Here is a 13,619-nt window from a genome sequence, read left to right on the forward strand (position 1 = left end):
GAACCCCGCGCTGGACGCCGGCACCGCCACTTGGGCATCCTTCGCCGCCTCGCCCCACCAGCCCGGAGATATCCCGGTGTTCGCTAACCTGCTGATCATCCTTGCCGCCTCGCTCGTCGTCATCGCCCTGTTCCGCCACCTGAAACTGCCGCCGCTGCTGGGCTACATGAGCGTCGGCCTGGCGCTCGGCCCGGGCGCGCTGGGCTGGATCGAGCAGGACGCCGACCTGCCGTTCCTCGCCGAGTTTGGCGTGGTGTTCCTGCTGTTCAGCCTGGGCCTGGAGTTCTCCCTGCCGCGCATGCTGGCGCTGCGCCGCGTAGTGTTCGGCCTCGGCAGCCTGCAGGTGCTGGGCTGCGCCCTGCCGCTGGCCGGCCTGCTGTACCTGGCGGATCTGACCCTGCCGGCCGCCCTGCTGGTCGGTGGCGGATTGGCGCTGTCCTCCACCGCTATCGTCACCAAGGAGCTGAGCAGCCTGGGCGAGGTGTTCAGCGCGCACGGCCAGAACGCCATCGGCGTGCTGCTGTTCCAGGACCTGGTCGCCGTGCTGCTGCTGACTATGATCCCGGTAATCGCCGGCGGCGGCGAACAGGCCTGGTACTGGGCCCTGCCGATCACCCTGGGCAAGGCGGTGCTGCTGTTCATCGGCCTGATGGCGGTCAGCCGCTGGCTGCTGCCGCGGCTGTTCCACGAGGTCGCCCAGTCCAACAGCGCCGAGCTGTTCGTGCTGCTGGCCCTGGTACTGGTGCTGATCACCGCCTGGCTGACCCACCTGCTCGGCTTGTCCATGGCCCTCGGCGCCTTCCTCGCCGGCATGCTGCTCGGCGAAAGCCACTACCGCCATCAGATCGAAGCCGACATCAGGCCGTTCCGCGACGTACTGCTCGGGCTGTTCTTCGTCAGCGTCGGCATGCTCATCGACCTCAGCCTATTCGCCAGTCACGGCCTGACGATCCTCGCCGTCACCCTGGTGCTGCTGGCCCTCAAGGGCGCGATTGTCACCCTGCTGGTGCGCCTGCGCGGCGGCAACCGCGAAGCGGCCTGGCGCAGCGGCCTGACCCTCGCCCAGGGCGGCGAGTTCTGCTTCGCGCTGGTCGCCCAGGCCCAGCAGGCCAAGCTGCTGCCGGCCGAGATCAGCGGGCTGATCCTCGCCGCCACCTTCTGCTCCATGGCGGTCACGCCGCTGCTGCTGCGCGGCGCGCCGAAGCTGGCCGCGCGCCTGGCCAACCGCCCGCACGCCGAGGGCAACGCCGAGGAAATCGCCGCGGCCTGCGGCGAGCACCGCCAGCATGTGCTGATCTGCGGCTTCGGCCGGGTCGGCCAGTCCATCGGCCGCGTGCTGCGCCGCGAGGGCATCCCCTTCGTCGCCCTGGATCACGACCCGGTGCGCGTGCAGGAAGCCGCCGCCGGCGAGGACAGCGTCCACTACGGCGACTCGCGGCGCGGCGAGCTGCTCGCCGCCCTCGGCCTGGAGCGCGCCAGCCTGCTGGTGGTGGCCGGCGACAACACCGAGCAGGCCATGGCCACGGTGCAGGAGGCGCGCAAGCTGTCGGCCACGGTGCCGATCCTGGTACGTACCCGCGACGATGCCCAGCTGAGCGAGCTGCAGGCGGCCGGGGCCAGCGAGGTGGTGCCCGAGCTGCTGGAGTCGAGCCTGATGCTCGCCTCCCACGCACTGATCATGCTCGGCCTGCCGCAACAGCGCATCCAGGCCCATGTCAACGAAGTGCGCCGCAGCCGCTATCACCTGCTGCACGGCTTCTACCATGGCGCCCAGGCCAACCTGCTGGACGGCCAGGGCCGGCCGCGCACCCTGCTGCATGCGGTCAACCTCAACGACGGCGCCTACGCCTGCCGCCGCGATCTGGGCGAGCTGAACCTGCCGGCGCTCGGCGTGGAGATCCAGGCGATCCGCCGCGACGGCGACGAGCTGCCGCTGAACGACGCCCTGCGCCTGCAGGCCGGCGACACCCTGCTGCTGGCCGGCCCGCTGGAGGCGGTCGAGAGCGCCGAGGGCTGGTTGCTCGGCGGCCGCGCGTGAACGTCGTATCGCGCGGCGCCGCAGATCCGGCGTCGCCGCGCGATACGATTCAGTCGTGGCTCAGCGCGCCGATCTTGTGGATCGACAGGTCGGCGCCGTAGTACTCCTCCTCCTGGCTCAGGCGGATGCCCAGGGTGCGCTTGAGCAGGCCGTAGACCAGCAGCCCGCCGAGCAGCGCCAGCGCCAGGCCCAGCAGGCTGCCAAGCACCTGGCTGGCCAGGCTGACGCCGCCGAGGCCGCCGAGCGCCGCCTGGCCGAAGGCCCCGCAGGCCACGCCGCCCCAGATGCCGCACAGGCCGTGCAGCGGCCAGACGCCCAGCACGTCGTCGATCTTCCAGCGGTTCTGGGTGGCGGTGAATGCCCAGACGAAGAGCGCGCCGGCCACCGCGCCGGTGATCAGCGCCCCCACCGGGTGCATCAGGTCGGAACCGGCGCAGATCGCCACCAGCCCGGCCAGCGGCCCGTTGTGCAGGAAGCCGGGGTCGTTGCGCCCGACCAGCAGCGCCGCCAGGGTGCCGCCGACCATCGCCAGCAGCGAGTTGACCGCCACAAGGCCGCTGACCCCGGCCAGGGTCTGGGCGCTCATCACGTTGAAGCCGAACCAGCCGACGATCAGGATCCACGAGCCCAGGGCCAGGAACGGGATGTTCGACGGTGCGAAGGCCACCAGCTTGCCGTCGCGGTAGCGGCCGTTGCGATGGCCGAGCAGCAGCACCGCTGCCAGCGCCAGCCAGCCGCCGAAGGCATGCACCACCACCGAGCCGGCGAAGTCGTGGAAGGGCGCGCCGAACTGCGCCTCCAGCCAGGCCTGCACGCCGTAGTTGCCGTTCCAGACGATGCCTTCGAAGAACGGATAGAGCAGCGCCACGATCAGCGCCGTGGCGCACAGCTGCGGGCCGAAGCGCGCCCGCTCGGCGATGCCGCCGGAGATGATCGCCGGGATCGCCGCGGCGAAGGTCAGCAGGAAGAAGAACTTCACCAGCGCATAGCCGTGCTCGGCGGTCAGCGCTGCGGCCGGCGCGAGGAAGCTCACCCCGTAGGCGATCCAGTAGCCGACGAAGAAGTAGGCCAGACAGGACACGGCGAAGTCGGCGAGGATCTTCGACAGGGCGTTGACCTGGTTCTTCTGCCGCACCGTGCCCACCTCCAGGAAGGCGAAGCCGGCGTGCATGGCCAGCACCATGACCGCCCCGAGCAGCAGGAACAGGGTATTGGAGCCGTGAACCAGGGTTTCCACGGCGCTATGTAGAGTGTCCATCGGCGCAAGATGCTCCCAGGAGTGACAGGCCGGCACCAAATCGAGCCACGCTCATGGGGCGGCGCACCACAGACTGGCACGCCCTTTCCCACCCGGGCGGGCCGGAAGGCACCGCGGCGGTTCGCCCCGGCACATGGCCCTGCCCTCTCGACGGCACCCAGACCTGATGGATCAAGGACTTGGGTTCAGGCAACCGCTGCCCCATGGGCGTCCGAGCGCCCCCGGATGGGGCATCGGCGGTTGCACACGCCACGATCCCTAGCAGGTTTCGTGCCGCAAGATCGCCGCCGCCGGCACCGCGATGGCGCGCCACACTGCACCGTCATATATCCACACGAAGTTGGCCGCCTTTTTGCTTTAATGCATCGATAACCCTATGGACAGCAGCTGGAGGCAGTTGTGATCGATGGCCAACCATTTGCCGTCTTCCAACCTTTCGTCGATACCGCCACCGGCCTGATCGCCGGCGTCGAGGCACTGGCGCGCATCAAGGGTGAGGACGGCCGGCTGTGCTCGGCCGGCCCGCTGTTCGCCGACCCGAAGACCAACCAGAGCTGGCTGCGGCGCTTCGACCGCGAGGTGCGCGAGCGCGCCCTGGCCTGCCTGCACCGCGCCCCCGACGACTGGTTCCTCAGCCTCAACATCTCGCCGCGCTGGATCAGCCGCCTGCGCCCCCGCCAGCCGCTGCCGAGCCTCAAGCAGCTGACCCGCAACGCCATCGACCCCGGCCGGGTGGTGTTCGAGATCACCGAGCTGAGCGGCACCAACCAGCGTCTGCTCGAAGCGGTCAGACAGTACCGCGCTGCCGGCGCGCGCATCGCCGTCGACGACTTCGGCGCCGGCTACTCGCAGCTCGACCGGGTGTTGGCCCTGCAGCCGGACATCCTCAAGCTGGACATGCGCCTGTTCAAGGACGCCGCGCGCGGCGGGCCGAGCTGCGAGGTGGTCAAGGCGCTGGCGCAGATGGCCGAGAAGACCGGCTGCTGGATCATCGCCGAGGGGGTGGAAACCCCCGACGAGCTGAACTTCGCCCTGGAATGCGGCGCCCGCTACGTGCAGGGTTTCCTGTTCGCCGCCGGACAGCCCGGCTTCTTCGCCACCGACGCCTTCGTCGAGCACTTCGCCGCGCTGCGCGACCGCTACGTGCGCGGCAAGCTGCGCGAACGCCAGCGGATGATCCGCCTGCGCCAGCAACTCGGCGAGCTGATGGCGCGGCTGCGCCCCTGGGCCGAGCAGCAGATCCCCCCCGAGCACCTGGAACTGGGCGAGGCCTACCCCTGGCTGCTGCGCATCTACCAGTGCGACCGCAGCGGCACCCAGCTCACCCCCAACTTCGACTGGCAGGCCGGCACCTGGCGCGCCGACCCCAGCTACCTGCAGCACAACTGGTCCTGGCGCCCCTACTTCCACCAGTTGCTCGCCGAAGGGCTGGACGAGCGCCGCCTGACCCTGTCGCCGACCTACCGCGACGCCACCACCAACCAGTACTGCCTGACCGCCGGCCAGTTCATCGCCAACGGCAACCGCCTGCTGCTGCTCGACATCGACGCCGCCGCGGTGTGAGCCCGGCGCTTGCAGTCCGCCCGGCCAGCCCGCAAGCTGCCGGGTATCCGCATCGCTGAGGACATCCCTTGGACTGGCATACCCTGCTCACCCGCGAACGCTTCGGCAAACCCTCGCAGAGCGTCGAGGAACTCGGTCGCAGCGCCTTCCACAAGGACCACGACCGCATCATCTTCTCCGGCGCCTTCCGCCGCCTGGGACGCAAGACCCAGGTGCATCCGGTGTCCAGCAACGACCACATCCACACCCGCCTGACCCACAGCCTGGAAGTCGCCTGCGTCGGCCGCTCGCTGGGCATGCGCGTCGGCGAGATGCTCCGCGACGTGCTGCCGGTATGGAGCGAGCCGAGCGATCTGGGGGTGATCGTGCAGTCCGCCTGCCTGGCCCACGACATCGGCAACCCGCCGTTCGGCCACTCCGGCGAGGACGCCATCCGCCACTGGTTCGAGCAGGCAGCGGCGCAGGGCTGGCTGGATGCGATGAGCGACGCCGAGCGCGCCGACTTCCTCAGCTTCGAGGGCAACGCCCAGGGCTTCCGGGTGCTCACCCAGCTGGAATACCACCAGTTCGACGGCGGCACCCGGCTGACCTACGCGACCCTCGGCAGCTACCTGAAGTACCCCTGGACCGCCCGCCACGCCGACGCCCAGGGCTACAAGAAGCACAAGTTCGGCTGCTACCAGAGCGAGCTGGCGCTGCTCGAACAGATCGCCCGCAAGCTCGGCCTGCCGCAACTGGCCGAGGAGCGCTGGGCGCGTCACCCGCTGGTCTATCTGATGGAGGCCGCCGACGACATCTGCTACGGGCTGATCGACCTGGAGGACGGCCTGGAGATGGACCTGCTCGACTACCCGGAAGTCGAGGCGCTGCTGCTCGATCTGGTCGGCGACGACCTGCCCGATACCTACCGCCAGCTCGGCCCCAGGGACTCGCGGCGACGCAAGCTGGCGATCCTGCGCGGCAAGGCCATCGAGCACCTGACCAACGCCGCGGCGCGCGCCTTCGTCGCCCAGCACGACGCCCTGCTCGCCGGTCGCCTGGACGGCGACCTGGTCGAGCACATGCACGGCCCGGCCAAGCAATGCGTGCTGCGCGCCAAGGCGCTGGCGCGCGAGAAGATCTTCCAGGACAAGCGCAAGACCCTGCACGAGATCGGCGCCTACACCACCCTGGAAATCCTCCTCAACGCCTTCTGCGGCGCGGCGCTGGAGCAGCACGGCGGACGCACGCCGTCGTTCAAGCACCGGCGCATCCTCGACCTGCTCGGCAACAACGCCCCCGACCCGCACTGGCCGCTGTACCAGGCCTACATGCGGGTGATCGACTTCATCGCCGGGATGACCGACAGCTACGCCACCGAGATGGCGCGCGAGATGACCGGCCGCTCCAGCCCGGTCTAGCCCGACCGGCGCAGAAACGACAACCCCCTGCGCGGGCCGGGCCCGGGCAGGGGGTTGTGGTGACGGCCCCGCGCAGCGCGGGGCACCGCCGGTCCGGCGGTGCGATCAGCCGGCGGCGTTGACCGGGCGGTCCGGGTACCAGGCGTCCACCAGCTCGCCGACCTTGGCGCCGGCCAGCTCGCTGCGGCCCTTCAGCCAGGCCTCGACGGCGGCGCGCTGCTCTGCGGTCACCGAGCCGCGCTTGGCCAGGCAGACCATGCCGAACTCGTCGCAGCCGACGAAGATCAGGCCGTTGGCCTCGATGGCCTGGGCGAGGAACGCCTCGAAGAAGGCCTCGAAGGCTTCGCCGTCGAGGTCCTCGCGGTAGTCGAGCAGCAGCTCGAAGCCGACTTCCTGGAACTCGTCGACACACAGCTTCTTGCGCAGGCGGCGCGAACGGTTGGTAGCCATGCCAATATCCTCAGATCTGATTGAACGTGCGGCACTCTACCAGCTTCTGCCCGACAGGCCCATGACGGCGCCGGCGGATGCCCGGGATCCGGCGCGAAAAACGCCGCCGCCCGGCACCGGCAGGCTGCGGCCTAGAGCGTTTCAGGCATAATGCGCCGACTCTCACGAACCGCGAATGCGAGACTTCCCCATGTTGCTCCGCGCGACCCACGCCTTGCTCGGCAAGGTACAGAATATCGCCCGCCCGCTGCGCCAGCTCGGCCTGGCCGCCCTGCTGCTGCCCCTGGCGCTGCCGGCCGGCGCCAACAACCTGCCGCCACGGGTGGAGCAGGCGCTCAAGGCCAACAAGCTGAGCAGCGACGCGCTGTCGCTGGCGCTGATTCCGCTCACCGGCCCCGGCACCCCCAGCTACCTGAACGCCGACCGCCCGGTGAACCCGGCCTCGACCATGAAGCTGGTCACCACCTACGCGGCGCTGGAGCTACTCGGCCCGACCCACCAGTGGAAGACCGCCTTCTACGGCGACGGCCCGCTGCGCGACGGCGTGCTGCAGGGCAACCTCTACCTCAAGGGCGGCGGCGATCCCAAGCTGACCATGGAGCGTCTCTGGCTGCTGCTGCGCGACCTGCGCCATGCCGGCGTGCGGCAGATCCAGGGCGACCTGGTGCTGGAGCGCAGCCACTTCCGCACCGACGGCCAGACCCCGTTCGACGACGACGGCGGCGACCGCACCAAGCCCTACCTGGTCGAACCCGACGCCCTGCTGGTCAACCTCAAGACCCTGCGCCTGATCGTGCGCGGCGAGGGGCGCGGCGCGACGGTGCAGACCGAGCCGCCGATTCCCTACATCCACATCGACAACCGGGTCAAGGTGACCGCTCCGGCCAGCTGCCCCGGCTGGCCGCAGGTGACCTACAACTTCCAGCCGCAGCCCGACGGCAGCCTCAACGTGATCGCCGCCGGACAGATCCCCGAAGGCTGCAGCGGCCAGCGCTACCTGTCGCTGCTCGACCACCCGGCCTTCACCGGCGGCACCGTGCGCGCGCTGTGGAGCGAACTGGGCGGGATCATCGCCGGCCAGGACCGCCTCGGCAGCACCCCGGCCAACGCGCGCCTGCTGGCCCAGGCCTGGTCGCCGGACGTGGTGGAGGTGATCCGCGACATCAACAAGTACAGCAACAACACCATGGCCCGACAGCTGTTCCTGTCCATCGGCGCGCGCCACCGCCTGCCCGGCGACGGCAACGACGCGGCCGCCGCGCACCGCGCCATCGACCAGTGGCTGACCCGCAAGGGCATCCGCGCGCCGAACCTGGTGATGGAGAACGGCTCGGGCCTGTCGCGCCGCGAGCGGATCAGCGCCCGCGAGATGGCCGCCATGCTGCACGCGGCCTGGAAGAGTCCCTATGCCGCCGAGTTCATCTCCTCGATGCCGCTGGCGGCGATGGACGGCACGCTGCGCAAACGCATGCGCAACACCCCGCTGGCCGGCAACGCGCACCTCAAGACCGGCACCCTGAACAACGTGCGCGCCCTGGCCGGCTACAGCCGCGACGCCCAGGGCCACACCTGGGCGGTGGTGGCGATCCTCAACCACCCGCGCCCCTGGGGTGCCTCGGCGATCCTCGACCAGGTGCTGCTGGAGCTGCACCTGCAACCGGCGAGCCTGAGCGCCGGCCTGGGCCGCTGAAGTCCGCCGCAAAAAAACCGCCTGCCCGGGGCACCGGACAGGCGGTTTTTTCATGGGCGGCCGTGCGGCAGTCCGGCAGGGTGGAAAACGACCGCCGGTCTGTTCCTCTGTCGGCGCCGCGGCTCGCGGCAGTTCGCCTCGCGCAACGGTTGCCCGTTGCTCGGGGCGCGGCATAAAGACGGGTAGAAAGTTGCTGCGCGAGCTTTCTACCCTAAGGCCGTGCCCGGATCACGCCACCTGACGGGCAGTCAGGCGCCAGGCGCGGTGGATCTTCGGGTTGCGGGCGAAGTCCGGATCGAGGGTCTGCGCGCTGATCTCCTCCACCGCATAGCGCTGCTCCAGGGCCGGATCGAGCTGGAACTTGCGGAAATTGTTGGAGAAGTACAGCACCCCGCCTTTGGCCAGGCGCGCCATGGCCAGATCGAGCAGGTGCACATGGTCGCGCTGCACGTCGAATACCCCTTCCATGCGCTTGGAGTTGGAGAAGGTCGGCGGATCGATGAAGATCAGCTCGTATTCGCCGCGGTCGGCCTCCAGCCACTCCATCACGTCGCCCTGCTCCAGGCGGTGCTTGTCGGAGAAGCCGTTGAGCGCCAGGTTGCGCCGCGCCCAGTCCAGATAGGTCTTCGACAGGTCGACGCTGGTGGTGCTGCGCGCGCCGCCCTTGGCCGCGTGCACGGTGGCCGTCGCGGTGTAGCAGAACAGGTTGAGGAAACGCTTGCCGGCCGCCTCTTGCTGCAGGCGCAGGCGCAGCGGGCGGTGGTCGAGGAACAGGCCGGTATCCAGATAGTCGGTGAGGTTGACCAGCAGCTTGACGCCGCCCTCGGCCACTTCCATGAACTGCCCCTGCTGGGCCTGGCGCTCGTACTGCTTCTTGCCGGCCTGGCGCTCGCGACGCTTGATCACCACCCGCGCAGGATCCATATCCAGCGCCTGGGGAATCGCCGCCAGGGCGTCGAGCAGGCGCGCCTGGGCCTTGTCGGGGTCGATCGAGCGCGGCGGCGCGTATTCCTGCACGTGCACCCAGTCGCGGTACAGGTCGACCGCCAGGGCGTATTCGGGCATGTCGGCGTCGTACAGCCGGTAGCACTCGACGCCGGCCTTGCGCGCCCATTTGCCGAGGATCTTGAGATTCTTCTGCAGGCGGTTGGCGAACATCTGCCCGCCCTCGGACAGCCGCGCCGGCTCGCTGCGCACCGCCGGCGGACGCTCGACCAGTTGGCCGCCGATCATCCGCGCCTGCGGCGCCGGCTGCGCCGATTCGTTGCGTCCGGTGACGAACTGCTCCGGCAGCACCTTGAACAGCAGCAGCTTGCAGGGTAGCGCGCCGTTCCAGAAGGCGTACTGCTTGTGGCTGCGGATGCCCATGCGCTTACCCAGCTCCGGCGCGCCAGTGAACACCGCCGCCTCCCAGTTCAGGCAGGCCTGGCGCAGGCGCTCGCCGAGGTTCTGGTAGAGATACAGCAGGCTGGCCTCGTCGCCCAGACGCTCGCCGTAGGGCGGGTTGCACACCACCAGACCGGTCTGGTTCTGGTCCGGGCGCGGCTCGAAGGTGGCCAGCTCGCCCTGGTAGATCTTCACCCAGTCGCCGAGCCCGGCGCGCTCGATGTTGTTGCGCCCCGGCTGGATCAGCCGCGGGTCGGCCTCGTAGCCGCGAATCCACAGCGGCGGACGGGCCAGACCTGCAGCGGCGCGGGCCTCGGCCTCGGCGTGCAGCTTGCTCCACAGTGCCGGCACATGGCCGAGCCAGTTGGAGAAGCCCCACTTCTCGCGCTTGAGGTTCGGCGCGATGTCGGCGGCGATCATCCCCGCCTCGACCAGGAAGGTGCCGACGCCGCACATCGGGTCGGCCAGCGCGCCGCCTTCGGCGGCGATCCTCGGCCAGCCGGAGCGGATCAGGATGGCAGCGGCGAGGTTTTCCTTGAGCGGCGCGGCGCCCTGCTGCAGGCGGTAGCCACGCTGGTGCAGGCTGAAGCCGGACAGGTCGATGGACAGCACCAGCTCGCCGCGCTCCAGACGCGCATGCACGCGCAGGTCGGGCTCGTACTTGTCTACCGACGGGCGCTCGCCACTGGCGGTGCGCAGGCTGTCGACGATGGCATCCTTGACCTTCAGGGCGCCGAAGTGGGTGTTGTCGATGCCGGCGCCGCGCCCGGAGAACTCGATGGCCAGGCTGCCGGTCGGCAGCAGGTGCTCGCTCCAGTCGATGCCGCGCACCGCCTGGTACAGCGCCTCGGCACTGTCCACCGGGAAGCGGCCGAGCACCAGCAGCACCCGGTTGGCCAGGCGCGACCACAGGCACAGGCGGTAGGCGGTTTCCATGCTGCCCAGCCCCTGGACGGCGGCCACCTGCGAGCGGCCATCGGTCAACCCCAGGCTGGCGGCCTCTTCGAGCAGCAGGGTTTCCAGTCCCTTGGGACTGGTGAGAACGAGCGGATACAGATCGGACATGGGGTATTCCAGGGGCACAGCCCCGCAAGGTGCATGGCGGCGAATCTTGCGCAACCCTTCGTCGGGCCGGCACGTCATTCCGACGGCGCCATGAAAGTGACGACAGTCGGCGCAAACCCCGTCGGCAGACGCTTCTGCGGATGCGGACGCCGTTGCGTTATACGCCAGACACTAAATTTGTTAATCCCTTATGACAAAACGATCATTCACAGGGTCGTCGGCATTGGTTAGAAGTCTAAACAGGCCGCAGCGTGCAATCCTGCGGCAGGTGTTCGTCACGCCGGCAACGAACACCCGGCCTCTCAACTGAGGCCAACGGGCAGAACAGTCAACGAACGAGGGAAACACCCGATGAGAAGACTTAAGCGTGATCCGTTGGAAAGAGCCTTTTTGCGCGGTTATCAATACGGGGTCAGCGGCAAGTCCCGCGAACTCTGCCCCTTTACCCTCCCGGCGACGCGCCAGGCCTGGCTCAATGGCTGGCGTGAAGGGCGCGGCGACAACTGGGCCGGCATGACCGGCACCGCAGGCATCCACCGCCTGAACGCGCTGCACGCCGTCGGCTGAGGTCATCCGCACCTCGCACGACATCCGACGATCCACTCCCCACGAACCAGGGCTCCTTCGGGAGCCCTGACCGTTTGTGCGCCGTTCAGCCGAGCGAGCCGGACGCGGCGATGGCATCCACCGCCTCGCGGATCAGCGCCGGCCCCTTGTAGATGAAGCCGGAGTAGATCTGCACCAGGCTCGCGCCGGCGGCGATCTTCTCCGCCGCATGCACGCCCGAGGTGATGCCGCCGGCGGCGATGATCGGCAGGCGCCCGCCCAACTCGCCGGCCAGCACGCGCACCGTGTGGGTGCTCTTCTCGCGCACCGGCGCACCGGACAGGCCGCCGGCCTCGTCGCCATAGGCCAGACCCTCGACCCCCTCGCGACCCAGGGTGGTATTGGTGGCAATCACCGCATCCATCCCGGTCTCCAGCAGCGCGCGGGCCACCAGCACGGTTTCCTCGTCGCTCATGTCCGGGGCGATCTTGATCGCCAGCGGCACGCGGCGACCATGCCGCTCGGTGAGGTCTTCCTGACGCACGCGCAGGGCTTCGAGCAACTGCTTGAGCGAGTCGCCGAACTGCAGGCTGCGCAGCCCGGGAGTGTTGGGCGAGCTGACGTTGACGGTGACGTAGCTGGCGTGGGCGTACACCTTGTCCAGGCAGATCAGGTAATCGTCCACCGCGCGCTCGACCGGGGTGTCGAAGTTCTTGCCGATGTTGATGCCCAGCACGCCGCGGTATTTCGCCGCCTTGACCCGCTCCAGCAGATGGTCGACGCCGTGGTTGTTGAAGCCCATGCGGTTGATGATCGCCTCGGCCTGCGGCAGGCGGAACAGCCGCGGCTTGGGATTGCCCGGTTGCGGACGCGGCGTCACAGTGCCGATCTCGATGAAGCCGAAACCGAGCTGGGCGAAACCGTCGATGGCGTCACCGTTCTTGTCCAGGCCAGCGGCCAGGCCGACCGGATTGGGGAACTCCAGCCCCATCACCGTGACCGGCAGGCGCGGGGTCTTGCACAACAGCCGATTGAGCCCCAAACGACCGCCGGCACCGATCAGATCGATGGCCAGTTCGTGGGAGGTTTCCGGGGACAGCTTGAACATCAGCTCGCGAGCCAGAGCGTACATGGGCGGGAGTCATCCACGAGTTTGCGGGAGGCGGATTATAGCCCCTCGCAGGTCGGCCGGCGAAGCGCCGCCGCGCCCTGCCGCTCATCCTCGGCGCCGCATTGGCCATTCTTTCCCGGCCCGAAGTCGGTTAGGCTTGGCGCCGGCGTTCGGAAGAGCGCCCGCCATACTGGCTCATCCTCCCTCTGTTTGCAGGAAGCATCCAGGCATGAGCATGCCCCTCCCCCCCTCGCTGAGCACCCGCCTGAGCAGCATGGCCCGTCGCCTGGGCCTGGCTCCGCGTGGACATGACTGGCTGACCGAGCAGGCCGCACGCCTGCAACTGCCCTTCGCGCCGCTGCCGGCGATGCCCGACAGCGTCTGGTGGCCGGACGGCGCGCCCCTGCAACGCCTGGCCGACCTGCCGCGCGGCGCCCTGTCGGGACCGGTGCAGGAAGACAAGGCCTGCGCCCACGCCGCCCTGTGTGCCCTGGTGCGCCTCGAAGAGCGCGAACTGAGCGAATTCGACCTGCGCTGGATCGACGGCCTCGGCACCCGCCCGCCGCTCGACGCTCAGACCTGCCGGCGCCTGGAAGACTACGCGGCGACCCCGGTCTGCCGCGGCATCCGCCTGATCAGCTACAAGGACTTCACCCGCGCCCTGCAGCAGGCCCTGCCGCCACAGCCGACCGACGCCCTGCACCTGCGCCAGGCCAGCTGGCGCGGCGAACGCTACTTCCACGACGGCGAGCGCGACCCTGCGGCGCTGGCCTGCGCGGTGGCCTATGCGCGCCGCCGCGGCCTGACCATGCACTTTCGAGCCCGCCTCAGCGAATACCGCCTGAGCCGCTGCGGCCTGGACAAGCTCGACCGCAGCCATCACGTGCTGGCCATGCCGGTGGAGACCTGGAGCGATGCGCGCTTCATGCGCCTGTTGCTGGCGGGCATGCCCTATGCACGCCTGAGCCTGCTGCGCGAGCCCGGCGCGGCGGAGTTCCTGCTGCTGCCACGCCAGCACGAGGCGTCCGATGCCCTTGGTGCCGGCCTGCGCCAAGCCGGCGCCGCCGACGTGATCGGCTGGCTGCGCCGCCTGCTGCCGGCCTGAAGCGTCG

Annotated in this window: 10 protein-coding genes; 6 read left to right on the forward strand and 4 right to left on the reverse strand. The window is 69.4% G+C overall.

Going from position 1 to position 13,619, the window contains the following annotated elements; all coding sequences use genetic code 11:
- The first annotated feature begins 76 nt into the window (after positions 1-76).
- Entirely contained in the window at positions 77-2,038 is a 1,962-nt protein-coding gene (locus BLU22_RS00930; protein ID WP_090211431.1) for a monovalent cation:proton antiporter family protein, read from the forward strand.
- A 49-nt stretch (positions 2,039-2,087) separates the two neighbouring features.
- On the opposite strand, the gene BLU22_RS00935 is transcribed toward BLU22_RS00930, so the two are convergent.
- The gene (locus BLU22_RS00935) at positions 2,088-3,296 is read right to left on the reverse strand and encodes an ammonium transporter (protein ID WP_090211433.1); all 1,209 of its coding nucleotides are present in this window, start codon (positions 3,294-3,296) and stop codon (positions 2,088-2,090) included.
- A 399-nt stretch (positions 3,297-3,695) separates the two neighbouring features.
- On the opposite strand from BLU22_RS00935, the gene BLU22_RS00940 reads away from it, so the two are divergent.
- Together BLU22_RS00940 and BLU22_RS00945 are read left to right on the forward strand one after the other, a co-directional pair.
- Positions 3,696-4,859: an EAL domain-containing protein gene (locus tag BLU22_RS00940; RefSeq protein ID WP_090211434.1), complete on the forward strand. Its 1,164-nt coding sequence runs from the start codon at positions 3,696-3,698 to the stop codon at positions 4,857-4,859.
- A 68-nt stretch (positions 4,860-4,927) separates the two neighbouring features.
- The gene (locus tag BLU22_RS00945) at positions 4,928-6,259 is read left to right on the forward strand and encodes a deoxyguanosinetriphosphate triphosphohydrolase (protein WP_090211436.1); all 1,332 of its coding nucleotides are present in this window, start codon (positions 4,928-4,930) and stop codon (positions 6,257-6,259) included.
- A 105-nt stretch (positions 6,260-6,364) separates the two neighbouring features.
- Here the strand turns inward: BLU22_RS00945 and BLU22_RS00950 are convergent, their stop codons facing one another.
- Positions 6,365-6,709 carry a YggL 50S ribosome-binding family protein gene (locus BLU22_RS00950; protein WP_090211437.1) on the reverse strand — a complete coding sequence of 115 codons (345 nt, stop codon included), beginning with the start codon at positions 6,707-6,709 and terminating at the stop codon, positions 6,365-6,367.
- A 235-nt stretch (positions 6,710-6,944) separates the two neighbouring features.
- Here BLU22_RS00950 and dacB point away from each other — a divergent pair, with 235 nt between their 5' ends.
- Positions 6,945-8,399 (forward strand): D-alanyl-D-alanine carboxypeptidase/D-alanyl-D-alanine endopeptidase, encoded by a 1,455-nt coding sequence (gene dacB / locus BLU22_RS00955; RefSeq protein ID WP_157719014.1) that lies wholly within the window; start codon positions 6,945-6,947, stop codon positions 8,397-8,399.
- Between the two features lie 228 nt (positions 8,400-8,627).
- Here the strand turns inward: dacB and rlmKL are convergent, their stop codons facing one another.
- Positions 8,628-10,850 carry a bifunctional 23S rRNA (guanine(2069)-N(7))-methyltransferase RlmK/23S rRNA (guanine(2445)-N(2))-methyltransferase RlmL gene (rlmKL, locus tag BLU22_RS00960; RefSeq protein WP_090211441.1) on the reverse strand — a complete coding sequence of 741 codons (2,223 nt, stop codon included), beginning with the start codon at positions 10,848-10,850 and terminating at the stop codon, positions 8,628-8,630.
- A gap of 351 nt (positions 10,851-11,201) precedes the next feature.
- Between rlmKL and rmf the strand changes: the two genes are divergently transcribed.
- Positions 11,202-11,417 carry a ribosome modulation factor gene (rmf, locus tag BLU22_RS00965; protein WP_090211442.1) on the forward strand — a complete coding sequence of 72 codons (216 nt, stop codon included), beginning with the start codon at positions 11,202-11,204 and terminating at the stop codon, positions 11,415-11,417.
- 85 nt (positions 11,418-11,502) lie between these two features.
- Here rmf and BLU22_RS00970 read toward each other — a convergent pair whose 3' ends face one another.
- The gene (locus BLU22_RS00970; RefSeq protein ID WP_090211444.1) at positions 11,503-12,528 is read right to left on the reverse strand and encodes a quinone-dependent dihydroorotate dehydrogenase; all 1,026 of its coding nucleotides are present in this window, start codon (positions 12,526-12,528) and stop codon (positions 11,503-11,505) included.
- 208 nt (positions 12,529-12,736) lie between these two features.
- On the opposite strand from BLU22_RS00970, the gene BLU22_RS00975 reads away from it, so the two are divergent.
- Positions 12,737-13,612 (forward strand): DUF6685 family protein, encoded by an 876-nt coding sequence (locus BLU22_RS00975; RefSeq protein ID WP_090211446.1) that lies wholly within the window; start codon positions 12,737-12,739, stop codon positions 13,610-13,612.
- The last annotated feature ends 7 nt before the right edge of the window (positions 13,613-13,619 follow it).

The sequence above is a fragment of the Pseudomonas guangdongensis genome, from assembly GCF_900105885.1.
Taxonomy (GTDB): Bacteria; Pseudomonadota; Gammaproteobacteria; order Pseudomonadales; family Pseudomonadaceae; genus Geopseudomonas; species Geopseudomonas guangdongensis.